Source organism: Paraburkholderia bannensis (assembly GCF_014200455.1).
Classification (GTDB): domain Bacteria; phylum Pseudomonadota; class Gammaproteobacteria; order Burkholderiales; family Burkholderiaceae; genus Paraburkholderia; species Paraburkholderia bannensis_A.
Map to the genome: position 1 here is coordinate 1 of NZ_JACHBW010000023.1, position 24,890 is coordinate 24,890.

A 24,890-nucleotide genomic window follows, 5' to 3' on the forward strand; every position below is an offset into this window, starting at 1 on the left:
CTAGTCAACACGACCGACACGGATTCGACGCGAAGCACAAACGAGTCCAGCAGTGGAAGCGTCGGAATTTCGTATGGTACGAGTGGCTTCGGTGTTGACGCTTCGATGTCGAAGGCGCACGGCAACGCAAACAGCGATTCCGCTATCGCAAACAACACGCACATCAATGCGGGTAACTCGGTCACGATTCTGTCGGGCGGCGATACGAACATCATTGGCGCGAACGTGAACGCGCGTCAGGTCAATGCAGATATAGGCGGCGATCTGAACATCGCGAGCGTGCAGGACACGATGACCAGCGCGGCGCATCAGGAAAGTTCGGGCGGCGGCTTCTCGGTCAGTCAGGGTGGCGCAAGCGGCAGCTTCAGTTCACAGCATGGCGACGCAAGCGGTAACTATGCAGGCGTGAACGAACAGGCCGGCATTCAGGCGGGCGACGGCGGATTCAACGTCAACGTGAAAGGCAATACCGATTTGAAGGGAGCTACGATTGCGAGCACGGCGGACGCGGCGAACAATAACCTCTCGACAGGTACGCTCACCTTCAGCGATATCCAGAACAGTTCCAGCTACAACGCGCATTCGGGCGGTATCGGCGGCGGCGTGACAATGGGTGACGGCGGGTCGAACTACGCAACGCATGGCAGTACGTCAGGTTCGAATACGGGCGGCGTCGCGCCGATGTTGAGCCAGAACGACAGCGGCAGTGATAGCGCGACGACGCGCAGCGCTATCAGCGCCGGCACGATCAGTGTGACGGACGCGGCCCACCAGACGCAGGACGTTACGAGCCTGTCGCGCGACGCGACGAACACGAACGGCACAGTCGCGAAGACGCCAGACGTGAACAACATGCTGAACCAGCAGGCCGACACGATGCGGGCGGCACAGGCTGCGGGTCAGGTCGTGTCGCAAGGCATCGGCGCATATGCGGACAAGAAACGCGACGACGCGGCGGACGCTTACGACGCAGCGAAGCAACGTGGCGACAGCGAAGGCATGGCGGCTGCGGAGGCGGACTACAACAACTGGAAGGAAGGTGGCGACTCGCGCGCTGAACTGCACGCTGCGGGCGGCTCGCTGATTGGTGGGCTTGGTGGCGGGACCGCGTTCAGCACGGTTGGTGGTGCGGCCGGCGCGGGCATCGCCTCGAGGATGGCCGAGACGTTGAACGATATTTCGAAGGGTGTAGCGTCCGCGACGGGTTCGGACCTGATCGGCAACCTTGCCGCCAACATCGCTGCGGGTGTAGGCGGCGCTGCGGTCGGCGGAACGGCGGGCGCGGCGATGGCGTCGAACGTCCACCTGTATAACCAGTCAGTCGACGATGAACGCGCGTTGTCGGGCGACCCTGCGAGGAAAACAACGTCTCTGTTCTCGCTGGCAATGCAAGGCATTGCGAACGGCTTGAGTGCGATTGTTGGTATGGGTGGTGGCGGCCCGCCCGCTTCACCGGGTATGGCGATGGCGCAATCCTCACCGGGGCCAGCCGCGAACGTTGCTTCGGGCCTCGCCGGATCGTTGTCGAACATTGCGATTTTCAATAGCGGAAACGACGTAAAGTCTGGTGTTCCCGGCAGCGACTTTACGCCGAGCCCCGACGTCACGGGTCCGTATGTGCGACCATCCGGTGCAGGTCCGAATGCCGCGCAAAAGGCGTCAGTTCAAGGCAAGCCATGTGTCGATTGCGGTACTGTTACGGGAAACCAAGTGGCCGATCACATTGATCCGTTGGTGGTGCAATACTATCGCGATGGAGCAGTTGATGTTCCAGCCCAAAGCTCTGTCGATGCAGTTCAGCCGCATTGCCCAACATGCTCCGCTGTCCAGGGTGGGCAATTGGGAGCATTTGGAAAAATGATGCGAAATTATTTTGGGTTTTAACCAATGAACGTGAACCTCAACGACAAGCAAAAGGACGTTTGCTCTCGCTTCGGCGCGTCTTTCGTAGGCTGTGATCTGAATCTAAAGGTCGGTATTTCGCGCAATGTTAAAGATGGCCTGCGTCCCCTGAACGGCCTCCGCGTGAGCCCTGAAGGTGATACGTGTGGATGGTATATCTGGGCTGGCGAGAAAATGTCGGAAGAACCCGATTTCTTCGTCCCTTTGCACGCAGCACACTTGGAGGATTGGGCGCCTTTGGTGATGCCGTATCTTGGTTTGCCACCGGGTTGGCGTTTTCTTGTTACCGAAGCCTACGAAGATGTTTGGGAAGACAAACAATTGCTAGGCGATGAACAGTGATGACAATTTCTGAAACAAACGTTGTTGACGTTATCGGCATCGACGCACCCAACGGCATCGCTCGCTTGGGAATATCCGATCATCTGGAATGGGATCAGGCGGAACAGGATCATCTTGCATTGCTACAAGACAAGATCAACACCTATCTGGTCTATCTGGAAAGTGGACAGGTCTACGAAAACAATCCCAATACGCGGGATTGCAAATTTGTCATTGAGATTGTTTCGAAATACGACCTATCTCCGCGGGCCTTGGATTTTTTCAGAGAAGCAAGGGCTATTGTCCTTGGGGCCGGCTTTGAACTTGCCTACAGGGTTCCACCCTCCGGTGAGTCGTCTCGGACAAACGACACTCATTGAACATCTAAAAACGCTAGACGCTTAATCAGCACGCCGGATTCCTTACAGGGTCCAGCTCTATCTCGCATCTTCTATGAAAATCAGAGAGAGCCTGGCGGCGTTGCCGCTAACGGCTTTGGTCGCGCTCGCGTCCAATGTGCAGGGGCAAAGCCTCGGCGGCATCGAAACCGAACAGAACCAGCAGCAGCGCCGCGACGCGCTGCAGCGCGAAGCTGCGGTATCGGCGCCTGCCGTGCGCTCGACCGTGACGAAGATCGAAACCTTTCCCGCGCTGCCGACCGAAACGCCGTGTTTCCGCATCGACCGCTTCGCGCTCGACGTGCCCGACACGCTCTCGGCCGCGGCACACGCAAAAGGCGCATCCGCGCTGCCGCTCGATCCGTTCGCTTTCGCGCGCGAATGGCTTGACCACTACAAGGGGCAATGCGTCGGCAAGCAAGGCATCGACATACTGAGCAAGGCATTGCAGCAGGCCGTGCTGAGTCGCGGCTATGTGACCACGCGCGTACTCGTGCCGCAGCAGGATTTGTCGACAGGCACGCTGTCCTTCGCGCTCGTACCGGGTCTCGTGCGAGAGGTCCGGTTGGCCGATCCTTCCATGTGGGGAACATGGAAGAACGCGTTTCCGGTCAGCGGCGGCGACCTGCTGAACATGCGCGATCTTGAGCAGGGTCTGGAGCAGATGAAGCGCGTCGCGAGTCAGGACGTGGACATGAAGATAGAACCGACCGAGATACCCGGCGAAAGCGATGTCGTCGTGTCGGTCAGGCGCTCGAAGCCCTGGACGTTCGTCGCGTCGGTCGACAATTCGGGTACGTCGTCGACGGGCAAGTGGCAAGGCAACGTCAGCCTTGGCATCGACAACCTGCTTGGCCTGAACGACGTATTCACGGTCGGCGCGAATCAGGACTTGTCGTTTGGCGACAAGTCACTCGGTTCGCACGGATTCAATGGTTCGTACTCCATCCCGTTCGGCTACTGGACAGCGACGCTGTCGGGCAACACGAACACGTACTACCAGAACATCGCGGCCGTGAACCAGACCATCGTTTCGAGCGGCAATTCTCAGACGGCCGCGCTGCGCATCGCGCGCGTACTCTCGCGCGGCCAGAATGACGTGCTCGGCGGCTATGTGCAGCTATCGAAGCGATTCGGCGACAGCTTCATCGACGACACGACGATACCGACTCAGGCGCGCAACAACACGTTTCTGGAACTCGGCGCGACCGACCGGCATTACTTCGGTGCTGCGCAGTTCGACGGCACGCTCGCCTACCGTCAGGGCATCGGCGGGCTTGGCGCGACGCCAGACCCGTATGTCGACGGCCCGACGTACCGCTTCCACATGGCTGTGCTCGATGCGAACCTGTCGGTTCCGTTCGCCATCGCGAACCAGTCATTCCGGTATGTGACAACGTTTCACGGGCAGTTCACCAACGACACGCTTTTCTACATCGACGACCTGACCATCGGCAGCCGGTACACCGTGCGCGGCTTCGACGGAGAAACGATGCTCGCGGCCGAACGCGGCTTCTACTGGCGCAACGAATTGCAATGGCCGGTGTTCCAGACGGGACAGACGTTGTACGCAGGGATCGACTACGGGCGCGTGTTCGGGCCGAACACGGCGTTACTAGCGGGGACGCAACTGGCGGGGGCAGTGATAGGCATTCGTGGCGGCGTGCCAACGAAGTATGTCGGCGTCTCGTATGACCTGTTTGCAGGGACGCCGATCTACAAACCTGGAGGATTCCCGACCGCGCGATGGACGGTCGGGTTCCAGATTACGGGACAGTTCTAGGCGTGGGCTTGCGCGACGCCGAACGCAGGACGCGTCGCGCTGAAAGCCAAACGCGTTCGCGACAAGGCGATGGAATTACGGGAAGCATTATCGGGAGACGCAACAGCAGAATCACGACAGATTATCGCGAAGCTGATGGGACCGATTGGGATTGAACTGCGAGACGGCGCGTACTTCGCGGCCTTTGATGATGTTTCTGAACGGTTGCTGCTCTCAATCGGAGAAATGTCTCCAATGATGGTTGCGGGGGTAGGATTTGAACCTACGACCTTCGGGTTATGAGCCCGACGAGCTGCCAGACTGCTCCACCCCGCGGCGCGAAGTGTACAGGCATGTCTGCGGCGCGTCAATCGAGTTCATGCAAGACTGGGTTGTGGCTCAGCGGACAAAGGGGTGCGGGCGCTTAACCCCGGGGCCTCTGGAAGGCGCAAAACCCGGGGGAACCTCACCGCGCCGAACAGCGCGGCGGCATCAGCACCTATGATCCTGGCGCACGCGCTTTCAACGACTAGACCGTAAAGCCATAGAGGCGCGCCGGATTCTCCGCGAAGATCATCTGTTGCCAGTCGGCGCGTCCGATCCAGGAGGCGATTACGTCGACCAGCGCGGCATCGTCGGGCTTGGTCGCCTTTTCCGTGGGATGCGGCCAGTCTGTGCCCCAAAGCATGCGCTCGGGCGCCATCGCGATGAACGCCTTGGCGACTGGCGCGACATCGGCGTAGGCGGGCGCGCCGAGCTTCGTATCGACATACGGTCCCGAAAGCGTGACCCACGTTCTGCCGGCTTCGACAAGCCGTCGCGCTGTTTTCATCGCTTCAGATTCGAGCCCATCCGGCTGCGGGATATGCGCTATATGGTCGAGCACCAGCGGGCAGGGCAGCGCACTCAGATGCTTTGCTAGCGCAGGCAGCTTCGCGCCCTGTACGACGAGTTCGATATGCCAGCCGAGCGGTGCGATGCGTGCGGCAAGCGGCGCGAGCATGTCGATAGTCGTCGCGCCCGGATAGCTCAAATTGAAGCGGATCGCGCGTACGCCTGCGTGGTTCATGAGCGCGAGATCGGCATCGGTTACGGAAGTATCGACGACGGCCACGCCGCGTGCGTTACCGCCGAATTGCGCCAGCGCGTCGAGCAGACAGCGGTTGTCCGTGCCGTAGGTCGAGGGCGTCACGCACACGTTGCGGCGCACGCCTAACCGCTGCTGCAAGGCGCGATATTGCGCGACGCTCGCGTTGGGCGGGCGCAATTGCGTGCCGGGCGCGCTCGGAAAGCGGTCGTCGTAGATATGCATGTGGCAGTCCACAGCGCCTTCGGGCAGGCGAACGTCGGGCGCTTCAGTACCGGTGGACCAGGTTTCCATGGCGTCGGCGCGCAGCGGAACAGCGGTGGCAAGCGCGCCGGCACCCAGCGCGCCCAGGAAGGCGCGGCGATCGAATCTGCTCATCTCACGCCACCCCGATTTCGCTTTGGACACTGCCGCCCGAGCGGCTCAGAAGCAGCAGCGTGACAACGCTCACGAGCGTGAGAATGCCGAGCGGCATCAGCGCGAGCGCATAGCTGCCGGTGGCTTCCTTGACCCAACCGTACACGTTCACCATCAGCCCGCCGCCCAGCAGATTGGCGATGGCATTGATGGTGGCGAGTCCGGCCGCCGCCGTGGTGTTCGACAGCATGCTGGAGGCGAGCGCCCAGAATGGGCCCTTGAATGCGTACGCGCCCACGAGTACCGCGCACAGCATCGTCATGGTCGGCACGAGCGAGCCGCTTAGCGAAGTGCCGAACAGGCCCAGCCCGATCAAGAGCATCGGAATCACGGTATGCCAGCGGCGTTCCTGACGGCGGTCCGAGCGGCGGCCCCACCATACCATCAGCACCGATGCGAGGGCGTAAGGCACGGCATTGAGCAGGCCGGTCTCCATCACGCTCAGCCCGTACGACTTGAGCAGTTGCGGTTGCCAGACCGACAGCGTACTACCCGCGCCCGAAGCGCAGACATCGACCAGCGCAAGACACAGCACATAGCGATTGCGGAAAAGCTTCGTGAGCGGCATCGATGCGACCTTCGCTGGGGCCCGCGCTTCGCTGGCGATTTCCGCGGTGAGCCATTGACGTTCTTCGTCGCCGAGCCAGCGCGCGTCGGCGGGCTTGTTGGTCAGCAGCGCAAGGCACGCGAAGCCCAGCAGCACGGTGGGAATGCCTTCGAGCAGGAACAGCCACTGCCAGCCGCGCAGTCCCGCGAAGCCGTCCATCTGCAGCAGAGCCGCGGAAATGGGCGAGCCGATAAAGCTCGCGGCCGGAATCGCCACCATGAACGTTGCCACGATGCGCGCGCGATAGCGCGCCGGCACCCAGTACGAGAGATACAGCAGCACGCCCGGAAAAAAGCCGGCTTCCGCTGCGCCGAGCAGAAAGCGCAGCGCGTAGAAAGCCGTCGGCGTGCTGACGAACGCCGTCGCCGCTGAGATCAGGCCCCACGTAATCATGATGCGGGCGATCCACAGGCGCGCGCCGTAGCGTTGCAGCGCCATATTGCTCGGCACTTCGAAGAAGAAGTACGACACGAAGAACAGACTGCTGCCGAAGCCGAATACGCGACCGGTGAGGCCAAGGTCGTGGTTCATCTGCAAGGACGCCATACCGACGTTGCCGCGGTCGATGAACGCCAGCAGATAGCAGATCATAAGAAAGGGCACGAGACGCCAGACCACCTTGCGGATGGTGCGCTGATCGAGCGCGGTGGCGTCGGGGCGGGATTGCATGTGCATGGATGTCTCCTGCGTTTATTGTGCGCCAGAGCGACGCTGCCTGATGTGATGGAAAACGTTGATGTAGGCGTGTTGCCCCCGGCGAGATCCAGTCCGTGGGCCGTGGCGGCGGTGGGGCTGGAGAGGGCGGCACTGCACATCGACCTTCGGGACGATGCGAAGGCCGTTGCCCTCAACGTCCCGGCGCAGTTGAGGGTGAGGGGCATCGACAATCGGCAGGTTGGGCTCCAAAGCGCTTTCCTCGCGCAGCGCGAGCCAGTCGTCGCGGACGGGAAGAGGCGGAGCGTGGACAATCTGCATGATTCGCCTGTTCAGAACTTCTTGCGCATGCCGATCACGAAGCCCGTCTGGTCGTCGTTCGCCGCGACCGTGCCGTAACCGTTCACGCCAAGCGCCGAACCGCCCTTGTTCCGCGCGAATGCGGCAGTGGCGTAGATATCGGTGCTTTTGGAGAGCAGGTAGTCCGCACTGAGGACACCCATCCACGGATCGGCGCTTGTCGAGTGCACGTCCTGGTAGTAGGCCGCCGCCGTGACGAAGAACGCGGGCGTGAACATGTAGTTCGCGCCCGCCCAGTACAGATTTGCCGAACTCGATTGCGAGCCGCTGTTGGTCACGAGGATCGGATTCGCCGGCAGGAACGCGCGCGAAGCCTGCAGATAGCGATAGCCCGCAAAGGCCTTCAATCCGCCAATCGCGTACGTTGCCGCTGCGGTGGCGCGGCGCTCGGTTCCCGTGTTGGTGGCGACCGTGTTGCTGTTGCGCTGCTCGTACGAGAGGCTCGCAGCAAAGGGTCCGCCCGCATAAGTGAGCGAGCCGCCGAAGTAACGCCCCGTGAGTTCGGCACCCGGCACTTCGCTGCCATAGCCGGTGTCGTAGCGCGTGCTGTACATCGCGGCGACGGTAACGGGACCCAATACGCCCACGTATTTCGCGGAGTTATCCACGCGGCCCGCCATCGCATAGTCGATCGCGAGCGTGGAATAGCGCGAGGACGCGCCCATCGGATCGAATACGACGGCCTGATCGTAGAGCAGCGAATTCTGGCGGCCGAGCGAGAGCGTCTGGCCTCGCGCGGTGAGCCCGACCCACGCCTGACGACCGAACAGTCGCGAGGTGGTCGAGGCATTCGCGCCCAGCCCTTTGGTCGCTTGTGCGCTGGTGCCGTCGTTGACGTTGAAGCCGTTTTCAAGGGTGAAAATCGCCTTGATGCCGCCTCCGAGATCCTCGACGCCCTTCAAGCCCCAGCGCGAGCCGGAAAGGTTGCCCGACGCTTCGCGCGTGAGCGCGCCACCGGTTTGCGTATTGTTGATATGTTCGATACCCACATCGACGATGCCGTACAGCGTCACGCTGCTTTGTGCATGGGCCACATGCGGCGCGAGCGCAAGCGTGGCCGTCGCGGCTGCCGCGGTGATCGTTGCGCCCGATACGCGCTTGATGGCATTCGAAGTGTGGAAGTAGCGTTCCTGCATTGTGTCTCCGTTGATGTGTTTGTGTTCTTTTGGGGCGAAAAGTGAGCAGCGATATAACTCAAGGCGCGTTCAGGCGTGCGATTTTTCTCCCACGCCCGCACCGGGATCGCCGAGCCACGCGATCGTCACGCTGCCGATCAGCAGCACAGCGGCCACGGCGAGCAGCGGCGCGGTAAAACCGCCGGTGAGATCCTTGATGGCGCCGATCATCGACGGTCCGACAAAGCCGCCGAGATTGCCGATCGAGACAATCAGCGCAATCCCGCCTGCTGCAGCGCGACCTGTCAGGAATCCTGATGGAATGGCCCAGTAGGTGGCCTGAAACGCGAGAATGCCGCTCACCGTGAAGCACAGCGCAATGAGCTTGAGGAGCGGTGCATCGAGCATCGTGCTGATGGCGAGCGCTACGGCGGCGATGCAAAGCGCGCCAGCGACGTACGGAATGCGATGCGCGGAGCGATTCGCCCAACGCGCCCATGCGATCATCACCACCGCGCCGATCGCATAGGGAATGGCCGTCAGCCAGCCGATCATGGCGTGGCCTACGCCAAACTGTTTGATGATCTGCGGCATCCACAGTCCCGTGCCGATCGAGCCGACAATGCCGCAGAAGTTGACGAGCGCGAGCACGAACACGCGCCAGTTGGTCATGGCGTCGCGCAGGCTGGAGCCGTGCTTGCCCGCGATGCTGCGCTGCTCGATGGCGAGTCGTTGCGCGAGCACATTCTTTTCGTCGTGGCTCAGCCAGCTTGCTTTTTCAGGGCGATCGGTGAGGATGAAAAGGCACGCGATGCCCAGCGCGATTGCGGGCAACCCTTCGATCAGCAGCAACCATTGCCAGCTGCGCAGCCCGTGCGCGCCGCCGAGTTGCAGGAGCGCCCCGGACACCGGCGAGCCGATCATGTTAGCCACCGGGATGCCGACGAGGAACGCAGCGGTCACTTTCGCGCGCCACTTGCCCGGAAACCAATGCGTGAAATAGAGGTAGATGCCCGGCGTAAAGCCAGCTTCGGCAACGCCCAGCATGAAGCGCGCAGCGGCGAAGCTTTTCGGCCCGGCGACGAAGGCCGTCGCCATCGAAATCAATCCCCACGTAATCATGATGCGCGCGATCCAGATACGCGCGCCGACCTTATGCATGATCAGATTGCTGGGGATTTCGAACAGAAAATAGCCGATGAAAAATAGTCCCGCGCCCAGCCCGAATTGCTGCGCCGTGAGGCCGAGATCCTTGTTCATGGTGAGCGCGGCGAACCCGACGTTGGTGCGGTCGAGGTAGCTGATCACATAGCACGCGAAAATGAACGGCAGGATGCGGCGAAATGCTTTTTCGAGCGTACGTTCGCTGGCGGCGTACTGATCGGCCGACATCGGCGTGCCGGTCGTTTGATGCGGGCTTGCCGCCTGCGTTGCGCTCTCTGCGCGGATGGGCTGGGAAATGTGCATGTGTGCTCCTCCGTTGCATCTCGGTCGGATGCAACTTGCTGTACTGGAGCCGGCGGGCGCGTCGGCGCTGCCGGCTGTTGCGACAGGCGCGTTACGCCGCTTCGCTGTGTCTGGCACGGTGCGGGAGCGGGCCCGCAATCTCCATCTCGGCCTTCAGCACGGTGCCGGAGACGGATTCGGTCATGAACAGCGTCTTCATGTCCGGGCCGCCGAAACACAGATTCGTGAGCGAAGCGCCTGCGGGACTGAGCAGAAGCGCTTCGGGTTCCGCAAGGTGGTTTAGCACCCATGCGCGACCGAGACCGGGGTTGGCGACGAACAGGCGTCCGGCGCTGTCGACGGTCAGACCGTCCGGGCCGCTCGGGCCATACGAGGTAAAGAACTGGCCGACCTTGCTGACCGAACCGTCGGCCTGAAGCGGCACGCGCCACACGCAGTTGCCGCGCGTCATCGCGACGTACAGCACTTTCTCGTCGGGCGAAAGCACGAGGCCGTTCGGGCTCGGGCAATTGCCGAGCAGCATGTCCAGCTTGCCCTCGGGCGCGAGCCGGTAGACGCGGCCAGTCGGATCGTGCAGACCGGTTTGCCCCTGGTCCGTGAAGTACAGATTGCCCTTCGAATCGAACGTGAGATCGTTCACGCCGCGAAAGCGCTCGGTGTTGCGGCGTTCGAGGTACGGCGTAATTTCGCCGCGCGCGATGTCGAGCAGCATCAAGCCGTTGCGGTAATCCGTGATGAGCAGCTGACCTTCGTCGACGAGCTTCATGCCGTTCGGCTCGCCGTCATATTCGACAACGAGCTCCCATTCGCCATCGGTCGAAATGCGGAACACACGGCCGTGCGGAATATCGGTCACATACAGATAACCTTGCGTACTCCACACCGGACCTTCGAGGAAGGAATCGGTCGGCTGGCCGCCGCGATTCGCACGCGACCAGTCCGTCTGCACATTAGCCTTGCGGAAATGCTCCGGCATGCGCGTGAAAACTTCTGCGTGACGGACTTCAGGCTGCTTGAGATAGAACATATCGAACCTGCGATTTTGGTCAGGACTACGCAGCGCTGCGCGCATGTGAATCGATAACGTCGATCACATTTGCGGCTGCACCTTTGCCCATGTTGACGTAGGCCGCGTCGCTAACGCCGCCGATGTGGGGCGACAGGATGGCGTTCGAAAGACGCTGAAAAACGTGAGGCGAGGACATCGGTTCGACGTCGAAGCTGTCGAGGCCTGCCGCGAGCAGATGACCGCTGGCGATCGCATCGGCCAGCGCCGGTTCGTCGATCAATCCGCCGCGCGCCGTATTAACGAGAATCGCGCCGCGCTTGAACTTGCCGAGCGCTTCAGCGTTGATCATCTGGCGGTTTTCGTCCGTCAACGGGCAGTGCAGCGACACGATGTCCGACGCAGCGAAGAGGGCGTCGAGCGCGACCAGCGTCACGCCTGCGGGTGCTTCTTTCGCGTACGGATCGTAGGCGAGCACGTTCATGTCGAAGGCCACGGCTACCGCCGCAACGCGTCGCCCGATTGCGCCCAGGCCGACCAGACCGATGGTGCGGCCCGCGAGTTCGAGCGACTTGTGCGTGGACTTGTCCCAGTGGCCCGCGCGCATACGCGCGTCGAGTTGCGGTACGGAGTTCGCACACGCGAGAATCAGCGCCCACGTGTGCTCCGCGACCGCTGCCGCGTTTGCGCCGACCGCCGCGCGCACGGCGATGCCACGCTCGGCGGCGGCTTTCTGGTCGATCACGTCGATGCCGCTACCGTGCTTGGAGATGACCTGCAGATTGCCGCCGCAGGCATCCATGACCTTTGCATTGATCTTTCCGTAACGCACGATGATGGCGACAGGCTTGTGCGTGGCGCACAGCGCGATCAGGTCGCTCTCGGTCGGTGTGCGGCCGGCGAAGACGATCTCGAAGTCGCGCAGCATCTGAAGCGCATCGGGCGCGAGATCATTGCCGGTCACGATGAGCGAGGGCTTTGGGGTCGCGGCGTTCATCACAGAACCTCGCCTTCGGCCAGCATGCCAGCCGCGCGCAATTCCTTGTCGAGCCACGCCGGACGCAGCGCTTCGCGCTTGCGGATGGCCGCAATACGTGCGGTTTCTGCATCGACCTTCTTTTGCGCCAGCACGAGAATGCGCTCGACGTCCTCACGCGGAATCACCACGACGCCATCCGCATCGCCGACGATCAGATCGCCCGGATTGATCGTCGCGCCACCCGCCGAGATCTGATAGTTGACGCGACCGGCGACGCTTTTCGTCGGGCCGCACGGGTTCAGGCCGGCGGCAAACACGGGGAAACCGTTCTTCGCCAGTTCGGCGGAGTCGCGCACTGCAGCGTCGAGCACCAGACCGCCGAGGCCGCTTTCCTGTGCCTGCGTCGTCATGATTTCGCCGATGAGCGCGCACGCGAGGTCGCCCTTGCCATCGACCACGATGACGTCGCCCGGTTGGGCGATGGCCAGCGCGGCGTGGATCGCCAGATTGTCGCCCTGGCGGACTTCGACGGTGATCGCCGGGCCCGCGAGCTTCATGCCGGCGGCGACGGGCTTGACGCGGCCGTGCAGCGTGCCGCGACGACCCGCGACATCGGCGAGAATTGCGGCCTGGAACTGCGAGGCGGCTTTCACGAGTTCAGGAGAGACGCGCGTGATTTCGCGAACGATAGACGGCGTGTTGCTGGAGATAGCGCTCATTCGATCAACCTCTTTTGGTGCGTTGTACGTAGTACAACTGTGTTGTACAAAGTGAAATCACTATAGCGGTGCGGTGTAGTGCCTTTCCATCGGCGTAAACCCTCCACCCTGTACAACTATGTTGTACAGGGTAAAACAAATACGCCGTCGTTGTACCATGTACAATCGGCGCAACGAGAATCGGAGGGGAGATGGGAAACGACGGAGTGCAGGCAGTCGAAAAGGCGTTGTCGCTGCTCGATATCTTCAAGCCGGGCGCGGAATCGCTGTCGTTGGCCGCGCTGTCTCAAGCGTCGGGCATGCACAAGACGACGGTATATCGCCTGATGAATTCACTTGAGCGGATGAACTACGTGATCCGCTCGGAAAGCGGTTCCTATTCGCTCGGGCCGCGCGTGCTGTATCTCGGCAAGCTGTATGAACAGTCGTTTCATCTGTCGTCGGTGGTCGAGCCGGCTTTGCAGGCGCTCGCGGCAACGACGAAGGAAAGCGCGTCTTACTACGTGATTGACCATGGGCAGCGTCTTTGTCTGTTTCGCGTGGAGCCGTCCGAAGGGCTGCGCGAAACGCGGCTGCCAGGCACGCTGTTTCCGCTCGACGATACGGCGATCAGTCTGGTGTTGAGGTTCTGGGGCCTCGGCGAAGCGGTGTTCGACACGACGCCGGAGTTGCCGCTTTTCACCTCGGGCGCGCGCGATCAACATACGGCGGCCTTTGCAGCGCCGATTTTTGGTGCGGGCGAGAAGTTCATGGCGGCGCTCACGCTGTCTGGACCGGCGTCGCGGCTGGATGCGGCACGCACGTCGGGTGATGTCGCGGCGCAGATACTGCGATCTGCGTTGGAGCTGTCGAGAAAACTGGGTGCAAGCGTCGGTTTGTGTGAGCGGATGTACGGCGATATGGCGTCAAGGTAATAGAGGCGCTTTTAGGCTACCCGAGCCGTTGCGGATGTTCGAGTCGTCGCGATTCCAACGGCAGGAATCAATGGTGGATTCAACCGGTCGATGCAACACCTAAATCTAAAGACTGATCGGCGGCCGGAACACGCAAAGTGGCAGCCCGCCGAACCAGCAGACTCACCTACTCAAGCCGATAGACTTTACTCACCGTCCCGCGGAACAAAGCCTCCCGTTCATCAGCACTGGCATCCACCGTCAATTTCTTGAATGCATTCCATCCGTTACTGAACGGATATGAACCCTTGTCCACCGGGAAGTTGCTCTCGAACATGCACCGGTGCGCACCGAACGCTTCGAAACACGTGTGCATCCACGGCTTCCACGCTTGCGCGAGTTCATCCGATGACGGCGGACGCTCGCCCTTTTCAAACTCGAATCCATTGATCCGCATGCCAAGCCCGCCCACCTTCACGTAGACATTCGGCAACCGGGCGAGGTCGTGCATCGAACGGGACCAGGCATCGAACACTTCCGCGCGCTGATTCGCGTAGCTGGCAATGCGGACCACACCGCCGCAATGATTGATGATGAAAGGCGTCTCGGGATAGGCCTTCGCGAGGTCGAACAGCTCCGGTAACTGCGGGAAAAACAGCCACGCGTCGTACGACAGGCCCAGCGGGCCCAGTTGCGCTACGCCGGCCCGGTAATCGGGCGAGAGCAGCAGTCCGCGCGGTGCCGCCGATAATGGATTGACAAGTGTCTGGTCGGCGTCCCAGGTGACCAGATGTCGAATGCCACGCAGCCGCCCATCACCCGCTTGCAGTTCGGCTTCAAAAACATCGCGTACAGCCGCTCCACGGCGTAGATCTGCGTAGCCCACCATCCCTTTCGCGACCTGCGGCGTGCCCGTTTGCAAAGGCGCCGTGACGCCGGCGACATACTCGATCTCTCCGACCGGGCGCAACGGCTCGGGCCCCTCCGGGCGGTACCTTGTCAGCGCCTGCATGTAGACCGACGCGGTGATGTTATGACCCGTTCGAACATCCTGGAGATATTCGTCGAGAAGATACGTCCAGCCCGGGCGGTCGTAGAAGTGATGGTGTGCGTCGATGATCGGCATTTCCGGCTCGATCGCAGTTTCGGTTCCGCAGGCGAGCCAGTCGGGGCGAACGGAAAGATAGTTGCCGGCTGTAGTCACGGGATGCGTTTCCTCTTTTGCAAATGCCTGACGCGTGGTCAAAGCTGGGAACATCAGTGATGACGCGAGTGCGCCCAGTAGTTGGCGGCGTCCGGACGAGTGCCTTTGGCCCATGACTACTCACCGCGTCCGAAGGCATGGAGAGACAGCGTCAGCAGCGTCGTGATGCCTAGCACGATCGCGAGACCAATCATGCCGGCCGAGAACGTGCCGAAACTGTCTTTCAGATATCCAACCAGATAGGGGCCAGCAAAGCCGCCCAGCGCGCCGATCGAATTGATAAGAGCAAGGCCACCGGCAGCCGCCTGTCCGGAAAGGAACCGGGAAGGGAGCGTATAGAAAATCGTTCGGCCTGCGATGGTGCCGATCAGTGCCAGCGTGATGCCGGCCATCGCCGGAAGCAGATGGTGGAAGTACGTCGAGACGCCGAGCGCGATAGCACCGATCAGAAGACCAGCCGCCAGATTAGCGACCGGACCGCCGCGGCGATCGACCCGCTTTGCCCACCAGAGAAGCGCAATCGTGGCAAAGAAGTAAGGCACCGAAGACATCCAGCCGGTTTGCGTCACGCTCATCCCATGAGCCTTCAGCATCTGAGGCAGCCAGATTCCGATGCCATAAGAGCCCATCGTAAAGCCGAAGGAAATCATCGCCAGGATGTAGGTGCGCACATCCTTCAACGCCGCGCCGAGATTTTTCTCTTTCCGACGGGATGCGCCTTCCCGATCGAATGCGCCTTGCAGGGCCTGTCGTTCCTCGGGAGTGAGCCACTTTGCATCGGCGGGCTTGTCAGTCAATAACTTCAGCACCAGAAAGCCGAGTATGCAGGCAGGCAAACCCTGGACGACGAACATCCATCGCCAGCCTGCCAGCCCCAGCGTACCGTCCATATGGAGCAACCAGGCCGAGAGAGGGCCGCCGACCAGCGACGACAGAGGCGTCGAGACGGTGAACCATGCCAGCACGCGGGTGCGGTAGTTGGCCGGGAACCAGACCGCGAGAAAGAAGATCACGCCTGGAAAAAAGCCAGCCTCGCCGATACCGAGCAGCAAGCGGATCGCATAGAAACTCTTGGGCCCGACCGCGAGCGCGGTGGCGGCCGCGAAAAATCCCCATGTGATCATGATTCGGGCGAGCCAACGTCGCGCACCGAAGCGGTAAAGCGCCAGGTTGCTCGGGACCTCGCATACACAGTAGCCTGCGAACATAATCCCCGCACCCCAGCCAAACTGCGTGGCGGTCAGGCCAAGATCGCGATTCATCGTCAACGCTGCAAATCCAACGCTCGTGCGATCCAGATAATTGAAGAAGTACGCAAGCGCGAGCAGCGGGATGAAACGCCACGCAGCTTTGCTGACCGCGGACTGCTCAAGCGTGGAACGCTCTGCGCTGCCCGCCGCGAGGCTCGATGAAATGGAAGTCATGTCTCGTCTCCGGACGAATCACGGCGCGCAGCAGGGCACGCTGCCCTCTGCGGCTCACGGATTCTTTGTGTTTGTCGCTACGTTACGTCAGGCGCTGGCGAGTTCGTTCGCCGATGGGTTCAACGCATCGCCCGGCTGCGCTTCGCGGCATTTGACGACGCCAGCCTCGGTCAGTTGCCGAAGATCCTCAGTCGTATACCCAAGACCCAGCAGAAGCGCCTGGGTATCCTGACCAAGCGAAGGCGGTGCCGCGCGCAGATGCAGGCGCTCACCATCGAGCGTCAATGGCAACAGCGCCGTTCTCGTCGTGACCGCTTGTCCGGCGCCGCTCGCGTCCGGCGGCAGCGTCACCTCGGCAAGACCGCCGGTTGCCAGCAGGTGCGGGTCATTGAACAGATCCTGCGGTTTCGTGATCGGCGCATAGGGAAGCCCGCAACGTTCGAATATTTCGCTGATTTCAGCGGCAGTGAATGCTTCCATATGCTTGCGAAGTTGCGGCAGCAACCATTCGCGCGCCTGCACGCGCTGATTGTTGGTGGCGATCCGAGCGTCGGCCTTGAGATCGGTGAGACCGAATGCGTCGCAGAAGAGCGCCCATTGCGTGTCCGACACCACTGCAAGGAAAATCTGCTCGCCGTTTTTGACCGAAAAAACGTCGTAGACCGCCCAGGCCGAAATGCGGCTCGGCATTGGCGCGGCAGCCTTGCCGGTCACGGCGTACTGCATCATGTGCTGGGCGACGAGAAACACATTGTTCTCGAACAGCGCGCTTTGCACTTCCTGGCCACGGCCCGTGCGTTCGCGTTGAGCAAGCGCTGCCATCGCGCCGATCGCGCCGAACATGCCGCCCATGATGTCGTTGACGCTCGTGCCGGCGCGCAGCGGTCTGCCCTCGGGTCCCGTCATGTAGGCGAGGCCCCCCATCATCTGCACGACCTCGTCGAGCGCGGTGCGATGATCGTAGGGACCGGGCAAAAAGCCCTTGTGCGACACGTAGACCAGACGCGGATTGAGCCTGGACAGCGCGGCATAACCCAGGCCAAGTTTGTCCATCGTGCCGCTCTTGAAGTTTTCGCTGAAGACGTCCGCCCTGGCCAGCAACTTGTGAACGATCTCAACGCCGCGCGGATCCTTTACATCGACGGCAATGCTCTTCTTGTTGCGGTTGAACGTGCTGAAGAAGCCCGCACCCGACCCGCGCAGGGCGCGTGTACTGTCGCCAGCGATCGGTTCGACCTTGATCACCTCGGCGCCCAGATCGGCCAGCACCATGCCGCATGTCGGCCCCATCACCATGTGCGTCATCTCGACGACGCGCAGGCCGCTATACGGCAAATTCGCGTTTGTGTTCACTTCGCTCATTGCGCTACTCCAGTCAGGCAGCCTTCGGGTTGCGGCGCGCTGGGCGCGCGGCCGTCTGCGTACACGAACCCTTTCGGCAGCCCCGCGTCCTGCACGTGCCCATAGAAAGCTTCGCCGGGCAGCGCGCGGGCGAGAATCGCACGCGCGGCGATGAGTCTGTCGATGTCCACGCCGGTGTCGTAACCCATGGCTTCGAGAAGGAAAGCGAGGTCTTCCGTCACGATGTTGCCAGTCGCGCCTGGCGCGTAGGGGCAGCCGCCCAGACCGGCCTGACTGGAATCGATCGTCGTGACACCTGCTTCAAGCGCCGCGACGACGTTGGCAAGGCCCTGGCCACGGGTGTTGTGGAAATGGGCGCCGCCTGCCTTGGTGCCGAATTCCGTTTGCAGCCTGCGAAACAGTCGGCGTACCTGGGCCGGATTTGCATAGCCACTCGTATCCGAAAGCCCGATTTCGTCGACGCCGCACTCGGCCATGGCCTCGCACATGCGCATCGTCTGGTCGTCGTTCACAGCGCCCGCGATCGTGCAGCCGAAGGCAACCGAAACGCCCGCTTCAATCTGCACGTCCGGAAACCGCTCATTACGCAGCGCGACGATATTGCGGACTTCTTCGATCATCTGCTCAGTGGTTTTGCGGATGTTGGCGAGCGAGTGTTCGTTAGTCACCGAAACGGGAAGTGTGACCTTATGCACGCCCGCTTCGAATGCGCTCTGACTTCCTCGGAGGTTCGGCGCGAGCACGGCGACGTGCAGATCCGGGATCGAGAGGGCGTGCGCGACGACTTCCCCGATGTCGGCCATCTGCGGCAACAGCTTTGCAGGCACGAAAGAGCCTACTTCGATTTCCTTGAGGCCGGCAGCGGCGAGCGCGGAGATCCACTGCAGCTTGGCAGCAGTCGGCATGACGCTCTTGATGCTCTGGAGGCCATCGCGTGGCCCAACCTCACTGATCAGCACTTTCGGATGTGACGTACCCATTTGCTCACCTATGTTCTATCTGATAGATCGGTATTCTGTTGGAGAGAACTATAGATCGAGCTCGGGTCACTTGTAAGGAGGGTAAACCCAAAAAATAGAACTTGAGTTCTGCCAGATGGAACAGTAGGATGGCGCCTATGAACATCACGACAGAGACGACCGGTTCCGAGGGAGCGCCTTCAGTGGCCGAACCTTCGGATCAAGTCGGGGAAAATTCCAGTGGCGTTGCCGTCCTTGACCGGGCCTTCGCGATCCTCAACGCCTTCGGGCCGACGGACGATCAGTTGACGCTCAGCGAACTTTCGCGCCGCACGGGTTTGTACAAAAGTACCACCCTGCGCTTGCTGGGCGCACTGGAGCACGGCGGCTTCATCCGCAAGTTGAACGACGGGCAGTATGGGGTGGGCCACCAGCCCTTACGTCTGGCCGCGCTTTATCAGAGATCCTTCCAGGTGGGACCGGTCATCGAACCGCTTCTCCAGGAGTTGAGCCGCGATCTGGGGGAAACCGCATCGTTCTATGTGCGACAGGGCGATAGACGCCTGGTGCTGTATCGCGTCGAGCCGACACGAAGCGTGAGGGTGTCGATCCGCGTCGGGGAGGAGTTCCCGATCGACAGGGGCGCGTCGGGCAAGGTGCTGCTTGCTTTTACCGAGACGCTCGATACGCGCTGGAGCGAGGTGCGCGACGCGCTATGGGCAGCGTCCTATGGCGAACGCGATCCCGAGACCGCATCGGCGTCGGTGCCTGTGTTTGACGCAATGGGGGAGGTGGTGGGCGCTCTTACGCTATCCGGACCGAAAGAAAGGTTTGGCACGCCTACGATGATCAATGCGGCTGTGGCGGCGTTACTTGATAGCGCAAAGCGTGCGACCGTGGCCCTGGGTGGCAAAGGTGGCCGGTACGATGCCGCTATCGCCGGATGCAAGAGATGAAGCGCGTCGGGCGCGTTCGGATTGATTGATGGGCATTGTCGAATGTCCAAAAATAGCGCCGATTACGGCCTCATGCGTTTCCCATGTGCAACTGCGCCATCGAAGTAGGGCGAACAACCGAGTGCGACCCGTTTCGGCGCTTCAGTCCCCCCGCTGCGGGTGTCACCATCGCACATCAGATCGGCCGTTTTGCCGGTGGCTTCCTGTTCGGTCGCGGCTAGAGACCTCTCATTCATGCTCGCTGGCTGCGGGTGACCCTCGACGGCATCGCCCGCACATTTGCGTTCAACGCAGCGAACGGAAGCTCACGCGAACCTCTTCTGAGAAAGCTTGCGGCTGCTCCCAGGCCGCAAAGTGTCCGCCTTTCGGGAGGCGGTTATAGTGAATCAGCTTGGGATACGCTTTCGCGGTCCAGCTTTGCGGGGCGGCGTAGATCTCATCCGGAAAGACGCTGACGGCAACCGGGATGGCAACGTGCTTCGGGGCAAAGAAATTGAGTTTGTTTTCCCAATACAGACGAGCCGAAGAAATTCCTGTGTTCGTGAGCCAATAGAGCGTGACATTGTCGAGGATGTCGTCCCGCGTCAGCCCCTCGGACTGACCGTTAAACACACGTGCGATGAGTGCCTGGCTGCTCGTATCGTGGTCGAGCATCCACGCCGCAAGGCCTACAGGCGAATCTTCAATCCCATAAAGCGTCTGCGGGCGATTCTGCATTTCCAATGCGTAGCCAAGCCCGTGCCTGTAGAAATAGTCGAGTTGATCAAACGCGCGCTTCTCATCGGCCCAGAGACCTGCTGGCGCCGGCTCGCCCAACTTGAGTGCCTGCGCGATATCGTCCGGTACGGTAGCCGGCATGTTGGTGTGAATGCCGAGCAGTTCCGGCGGCGCCAGCAGGGCCATCTGCTCCGTGACAGCATTTCCCCAATCGCCGCCCTGCGCGACATATCGCGTGTATCCGAGACGCTTCATCAGTATGACCCAGGCCCGTGCGATGCGAACGGGATCCCAGCCGGTCGTTGTCGGCTTGCCTGAAAACCCGTAGCCCGGAAGCGAAGCAATCACTACGTCGAAGGCGTCCGATGCAGTCGCGCCATGGGCCGTCGGATTGCTCAGCGGATCGATAATCTTCAACTGTTCGATGATCGAGCCGGGCCAGCCGTGCGTAATGATGATCGGTAAGGCATCCGTCCGTTTCGAACGAAGGTGAATAAAATGAATATCGAGCCCATCGATCTCGGTGACGAACTGCGGCAGGGCATTCAGCCTCGCTTCGACTTTGCGCCAGTCGTAATCGGTCGCCCAGTAACGTGCGAGGTTCTGCATCGTCGCGAGCTGCACGCCTTGCGACGCGTCAGTCACCGGTTCCTGCTCAGGCCACCGGGTCGCCTTGATACGCCTCTTCAAGTCGCTGAGTTGGGATTCCGGCACATGCACGCGAAGGGAACGAATAGCGGTCTTGTCACCGCCGGTCGACTGTGCGACTTCAGTGATGGATCGATTCGTATCTGCGAAAGCAAGCTGGCTCAATGAGCCCGCAACCGCGGTTGCCGCGGCTACACCAAGAAAACGGCGGCGCGAGGCAGTCTGGGAAAGGATATCGTTTTGCATACAAGCTCCGATTTGCAATATGTACGAGTAGGCGGAGCGATGAATGCCACAGCAACGCAATATCCCGGGCAAGCACTTTCATCATTGCCCAATCGAGCCACCTATGCAGGCCAGCAGTTGGCAAGCCTCACATCGATACCGCCTTGACCGACCGAAAACCGTAGTTCGCGGTAGTTGAAGCGATTGTGTGTAAGCAGGTCACTCGGGTAAACGCCCACAACAGAAGAACACTTGTGTCTGTCGGGAACAAATCCGTCGCATTGATTCCAACGGGAAGCGCGGAGCGCTCCGGCTGGTTAGCGAGGGCGTTCTCATCGTCCAATGCCAAGGATGGGCTGGTGTAGTCGATGACTATTTCCGCGTGCATATAAGCGTAAGCGGGGCAGCAAGGTTCACATGGCGGTCGATACGTTTGGGCAGCTGCTTGCTGTACACATTACACCGGCCAACGAGCAGGAGCGCGCCCAGATTGGCGAACGCGCGCGTCAGGTCCTGGAGGTCACAGGCCAGACGGTGAAGGTCGCGTTTGCCAATCAGGGCTATACCGGTGAGGAAACCTGCTCAGGCAGCGCTGGACGAAGGAATCGAGCTTGAGGTAATCAAACCGCCGGAAGTAAAAAAATGCTTTTTTCTGTTGCCACGCCGTTGGGTGGTCGAACGCAGCTTCGGTTGGCTGAACCGCTTCCGCCGGTTGGCACAAGACTATGAGCGATTGCCCGAAACCCTGGCTGGATGGCATTTCGTCGTATTCGCCGTGCTTGTACTCGTCCACTTCGCAGCCCTTAATACAAGTGTCTAACATGCTCTAGCACAGAGGCCGTCGTCAGATTAAGAAGAAGCCGTTTCATCTGGCGGACAAGATTCCCGTCCCGTCAGATAACAATCGCGGAAGCGTTCGTCGACGCGTTCCCACATCAGTCTGGAAAACAGCATTGCCGCATCGAGCGGGCGATGGTTAATGACCACGGAATCCGTCTCGCCCTGTTCGTTCATATGAGCGACGACCACCGTCTCGATCGGCGTGCCCTGAACCTGTGATCGATAGGACTCCATATACAAGCCGTTTCCAATCACGCCCTTGTAGCTGTGATGCTGGAACTCGTAGAGGGAGACTGCGTGTTTTATGACGGACAGAATGGCGGCGCGTCCCTCGATCGGACGCTTCAGCACGGTGGCTTCGAGCGTCGCGTTTTCAGAGAGGCTCGCCAGCCAGAGCGGCGGGCCGCCAACCGGCGCCATCACGGAGGCTGTATCGTTGAATTTCATGCTGAGCGCTCCAGTTTCGGCGTGCTCGGGATGCCTTCGCCAGCAGCATCTAGCACTGCTTCGAGTGTAATGCGCAGCTTTTCCAGGCGTCGTCGCGCAAGGCGTCCAATGCCCTCGCCGCGCTCGGACTCGCCCTCCAGCAGTGCATGGATATCGGGCAGCGACCAGATCGCGCCGCGCGTCCCCCATGCGCCATCCGGTATCTCGGTCGGGAACACCCAGACGCGCGGCGCGACGTCATCGAGCGGCCGGTTCTCCGCGCGCGCTACCGCTTCCGTGACCTGTCTGACGAGCAACCGACGCGATTCGTCTGTGTATTGTCCTTCGGGCGCAGACGGAATGATCCGGTAGCGTATCGTGTTCGTGCGTTCCCCGCCGATGTAGATCGCAGCCGGCCGATGAAGATGGAACACGGTAACCCGCTGTGCGATCGGACTCGCGGGATCGTACCCTTCCGCCTTGATGAGGATGTCGGTCAGTTCCTTCACGAGGCGCGCTTCGGCCTCGGGCGTCAAGGCATCTTCGGGCCACAGTGCATCGATCATAGGCATGGTGCTGCTCCTGCTTTCAGGTCATTGGATGTGGCCATGATCGAGCTTTACTCGCGTACCCGGAAGTGGCAGCATCGCCATTATTCAAGGAATTTCAGACACGCAATGACCATCGTTCGCATCTGGGTTTACGACGGAATTCTCGCATCCGGCGTCGCGGGACCTGTTGACGTTTTCAGCGCGGCCAATCAGTTCCATACCCGCGAGGCCGCGCCTGGCAAGACATCCGCACCCTTGTTCACATGGCGCGTGGAGTCGCTCGACGGACAGCCGGTCACCGCTGCGTCGGGTCAGATCATTCACGTCGATGGCAGGATCGACCCGCGCAAACGAACGGACGCCGTTCTGCTGACCGCACCGTTTTTCTCGAACATCGACGAGTTCATCGGGCGCCGCGAGCAGTTGAACGCGCTATCTTCCGCGCTGAGGCGTCAACGAAAGGCAGGCGCCGTGCTGGCGGCATATTGCACGGCCAATTACCTGCTCGCCGAGGCCGGCCTGCTGGATGGCCGCGCCGCTACGACTCACTGGGCGAGAGCCGCAGACTTCGCGCGCCGTTATCCGCGTGTCGAAGTTCGCGCACAGGAACTGCTGATCGCACAGGACGGCATCCTTTCGGGCGCTTCCGTGACTTCATATCTGAATCTCGCGGTGCGGCTCGTCGAAACATTCGCCGGTGAAGCGCTCGCCACACGGACGGCGAAGGCACTCTTGATCGACATGAACCGGACTTCGCAGGCTTCCTTTGCAACGCTGCTCGACGAACATGGGCATACCGACACGCTCGTCGCGCGCGCCCAGAAGCAGATGGAGGTTACGTTGCAGCAGGGGTTCAGCTTGAGCGAGCTGGCTGCGTCGCTCGCTGTCAGCGAACGCACGCTGAATCGCCGTTTCAAGGAGGCGGTCGGGCTTGCGCCGTTGGCGTATCTGCAGAATCTGCGTATCGAAGTCGCAAAGCGCTTACTGGAAACACGGCCAATCGGGCTTGAGGCGGTAAGTCAGCGTGTCGGCTATGGCGATATCAGCACATTTCGGCAATTGTTCAAGCGCAAGACCGGATTGTCGCCGCGTGAATATCAAATGGGGTTTTCGCGTGCCCCAGCGCAGAATTCAGAAGCCGAGTCAGGCCTCAACGACGGTTGAAGTCGTGCGAGCTCATCGCGCCACCGCGCTCGCAGTTACCTACCTTCTTTCCCCACACTATCCGTTTGTATCCCAACGTATCTACAACAGATAGGGATACGCACGCTTACGCACAACCGATTTTCGGACACAAGCGCGATACGTTCGTCCGCTCAAATACGCCCATCGCGAGCAGAACACCGCACCGCAAAACTGGGCTGACCGAGATAGTGCATATGCAACACGAGCCGAAGGGAACCGTTGAACTGGACCGCGCCGCGGATGAGCCATTGAGCCGCCGGATCGCGCGCAATTGTCTGATGACGCGCGCCCGGCAGATCTCCCGTGTCCTGACCTCGCTCTATGACGATGCGCTGTGTCCGTTCGGCATCGTAGCGCCGCAGTTTTCATTGCTCGTGCTGATTGCGGAGTTCGGGCCCATCAGCCGCTCGGATCTCAGTCGACGCAATTATCACGAGCGCTCGACGCTGACAAGAAATCTGCAGCCGCTGATTGCGCAGGGATGGGTTGCCGAGGACGTTCCGGCTAGCGATGGTCGAAGCCGGCCGCTTTCGCTCACTCACGAAGGCAAGGCGCTGCTCGATAGCGCGGCCTGCGCGTGGTCGGCGGCACAGAGCCACGTGACGCGCCTCCTTGGCGAAAGCGGCGCCCATGCCCTCATGAATATCGCGCGGGAATTGCCGCTGCGCGTGGTCTGAAGTTTTTTTAGTCGATGTTGCATATGCAA

22 protein-coding genes, 1 tRNA gene and 1 pseudogene are annotated in these 24,890 nt (G+C 61.1%); 9 read left to right on the forward strand and 15 right to left on the reverse strand.

Annotated elements, in window-relative coordinates; all coding sequences use genetic code 11:
• The 4 genes from F4827_RS29350 to F4827_RS29365 all read left to right on the forward strand — a co-directional run.
• On the forward strand, positions 1-1,884 hold a 1,884-nt coding region (locus F4827_RS29350; protein WP_183730799.1), incomplete at its 5' end, for a hemagglutinin repeat-containing protein.
• A gap of 9 nt (positions 1,885-1,893) precedes the next feature.
• Entirely contained in the window at positions 1,894-2,244 is a 351-nt protein-coding gene (locus tag F4827_RS29355; protein WP_311735608.1) for a hypothetical protein, read from the forward strand.
• Positions 2,244-2,603 (forward strand): DUF6572 domain-containing protein, encoded by a 360-nt coding sequence (locus tag F4827_RS29360; RefSeq protein WP_183730805.1) that lies wholly within the window; start codon positions 2,244-2,246, stop codon positions 2,601-2,603. The genes F4827_RS29355 and F4827_RS29360 overlap by 1 nt, the downstream gene beginning before the upstream one ends.
• Before the next feature lie 73 nt (positions 2,604-2,676).
• The gene (locus tag F4827_RS29365; RefSeq protein ID WP_183730808.1) at positions 2,677-4,404 is read left to right on the forward strand and encodes a ShlB/FhaC/HecB family hemolysin secretion/activation protein; all 1,728 of its coding nucleotides are present in this window, start codon (positions 2,677-2,679) and stop codon (positions 4,402-4,404) included.
• 238 nt (positions 4,405-4,642) lie between these two features.
• On the opposite strand, the gene F4827_RS29370 is transcribed toward F4827_RS29365, so the two are convergent.
• From F4827_RS29370 to F4827_RS29405, 8 genes are all read right to left on the reverse strand, one after another.
• Positions 4,643-4,719 (reverse strand) — tRNA-Met (locus F4827_RS29370).
• 193 nt (positions 4,720-4,912) lie between these two features.
• Complete coding sequence (locus F4827_RS29375; RefSeq protein ID WP_183730811.1) at positions 4,913-5,848, reverse strand: amidohydrolase family protein; 936 nt, start codon at positions 5,846-5,848, stop codon at positions 4,913-4,915.
• Position 5,849: 1 nt separating this feature from the next.
• Positions 5,850-7,163 (reverse strand): MFS transporter, encoded by a 1,314-nt coding sequence (locus F4827_RS29380; RefSeq protein WP_183731064.1) that lies wholly within the window; start codon positions 7,161-7,163, stop codon positions 5,850-5,852.
• A gap of 317 nt (positions 7,164-7,480) precedes the next feature.
• Positions 7,481-8,644, reverse strand: coding sequence for a porin (locus tag F4827_RS29385; RefSeq protein ID WP_183730814.1), 1,164 nt, complete (start codon positions 8,642-8,644; stop codon positions 7,481-7,483).
• A gap of 69 nt (positions 8,645-8,713) precedes the next feature.
• A complete protein-coding gene (locus F4827_RS29390) occupies positions 8,714-10,090 on the reverse strand; it encodes an MFS transporter (protein ID WP_183730817.1) in 1,377 nt (458 codons plus the stop codon).
• A gap of 91 nt (positions 10,091-10,181) precedes the next feature.
• Complete coding sequence (locus F4827_RS29395; protein WP_183730820.1) at positions 10,182-11,117, reverse strand: SMP-30/gluconolactonase/LRE family protein; 936 nt, start codon at positions 11,115-11,117, stop codon at positions 10,182-10,184.
• A 25-nt stretch (positions 11,118-11,142) separates the two neighbouring features.
• On the reverse strand, positions 11,143-12,093 hold the full coding sequence (locus F4827_RS29400) for a hydroxyacid dehydrogenase (RefSeq protein ID WP_183730823.1): 951 nt from the start codon (positions 12,091-12,093) through the stop codon (positions 11,143-11,145).
• Positions 12,093-12,794 (reverse strand): RraA family protein, encoded by a 702-nt coding sequence (locus F4827_RS29405; RefSeq protein ID WP_183730825.1) that lies wholly within the window; start codon positions 12,792-12,794, stop codon positions 12,093-12,095. Before F4827_RS29405 ends, F4827_RS29400 begins: the two co-directional genes overlap by 1 nt.
• A 191-nt stretch (positions 12,795-12,985) precedes the next feature.
• On the opposite strand from F4827_RS29405, the gene F4827_RS29410 reads away from it, so the two are divergent.
• A complete protein-coding gene (locus F4827_RS29410) occupies positions 12,986-13,708 on the forward strand; it encodes an IclR family transcriptional regulator (RefSeq protein ID WP_183730828.1) in 723 nt (240 codons plus the stop codon).
• Between the two features lie 166 nt (positions 13,709-13,874).
• Here the strand turns inward: F4827_RS29410 and F4827_RS29415 are convergent, their stop codons facing one another.
• From F4827_RS29415 to F4827_RS29430, 4 genes are all read right to left on the reverse strand, one after another.
• Positions 13,875-15,005, reverse strand: a complete 1,131-nt coding sequence (locus F4827_RS29415) for an amidohydrolase (RefSeq protein ID WP_183730832.1) — start codon at positions 15,003-15,005, stop codon at positions 13,875-13,877.
• 2 nt (positions 15,006-15,007) lie between these two features.
• On the reverse strand, positions 15,008-16,315 hold the full coding sequence (locus tag F4827_RS29420) for an MFS transporter (RefSeq protein WP_183730835.1): 1,308 nt from the start codon (positions 16,313-16,315) through the stop codon (positions 15,008-15,010).
• Between the two features lie 87 nt (positions 16,316-16,402).
• On the reverse strand, positions 16,403-17,677 hold the full coding sequence (locus F4827_RS29425) for a CaiB/BaiF CoA-transferase family protein (protein ID WP_183730838.1): 1,275 nt from the start codon (positions 17,675-17,677) through the stop codon (positions 16,403-16,405).
• Positions 17,674-18,657: a hydroxymethylglutaryl-CoA lyase gene (locus F4827_RS29430; RefSeq protein ID WP_183730842.1), complete on the reverse strand. Its 984-nt coding sequence runs from the start codon at positions 18,655-18,657 to the stop codon at positions 17,674-17,676. The genes F4827_RS29425 and F4827_RS29430 overlap by 4 nt, the downstream gene beginning before the upstream one ends.
• 137 nt (positions 18,658-18,794) lie before the next feature.
• Between F4827_RS29430 and F4827_RS29435 the strand changes: the two genes are divergently transcribed.
• A complete protein-coding gene (locus tag F4827_RS29435) occupies positions 18,795-19,592 on the forward strand; it encodes an IclR family transcriptional regulator (protein ID WP_221303861.1) in 798 nt (265 codons plus the stop codon).
• A 285-nt stretch (positions 19,593-19,877) separates the two neighbouring features.
• Here F4827_RS29435 and F4827_RS29440 read toward each other — a convergent pair whose 3' ends face one another.
• Positions 19,878-21,203 carry an epoxide hydrolase family protein gene (locus F4827_RS29440; RefSeq protein ID WP_183730845.1) on the reverse strand — a complete coding sequence of 442 codons (1,326 nt, stop codon included), beginning with the start codon at positions 21,201-21,203 and terminating at the stop codon, positions 19,878-19,880.
• 357 nt (positions 21,204-21,560) lie between these two features.
• On the opposite strand from F4827_RS29440, the pseudogene F4827_RS29445 reads away from it, so the two are divergent.
• Positions 21,561-22,002: pseudogene (locus F4827_RS29445) on the forward strand (transposase); the annotation flags it as partial.
• 29 nt (positions 22,003-22,031) lie between these two features.
• Here the strand turns inward: F4827_RS29445 and F4827_RS29450 are convergent.
• Positions 22,032-22,469 carry a hypothetical protein gene (locus F4827_RS29450; protein WP_183730848.1) on the reverse strand — a complete coding sequence of 146 codons (438 nt, stop codon included), beginning with the start codon at positions 22,467-22,469 and terminating at the stop codon, positions 22,032-22,034.
• Positions 22,466-23,020: a Tautomerase enzyme gene (locus tag F4827_RS29455; RefSeq protein WP_183730851.1), complete on the reverse strand. Its 555-nt coding sequence runs from the start codon at positions 23,018-23,020 to the stop codon at positions 22,466-22,468. The genes F4827_RS29450 and F4827_RS29455 overlap by 4 nt, the downstream gene beginning before the upstream one ends.
• A gap of 105 nt (positions 23,021-23,125) precedes the next feature.
• On the opposite strand from F4827_RS29455, the gene F4827_RS29460 reads away from it, so the two are divergent.
• Positions 23,126-24,163 carry a GlxA family transcriptional regulator gene (locus F4827_RS29460; protein ID WP_183731070.1) on the forward strand — a complete coding sequence of 346 codons (1,038 nt, stop codon included), beginning with the start codon at positions 23,126-23,128 and terminating at the stop codon, positions 24,161-24,163.
• Positions 24,164-24,378: 215 nt separating this feature from the next.
• Positions 24,379-24,861, forward strand: coding sequence for a MarR family winged helix-turn-helix transcriptional regulator (locus tag F4827_RS29465; RefSeq protein WP_183730854.1), 483 nt, complete (start codon positions 24,379-24,381; stop codon positions 24,859-24,861).
• Positions 24,862-24,890 lie beyond the last annotated feature (29 nt).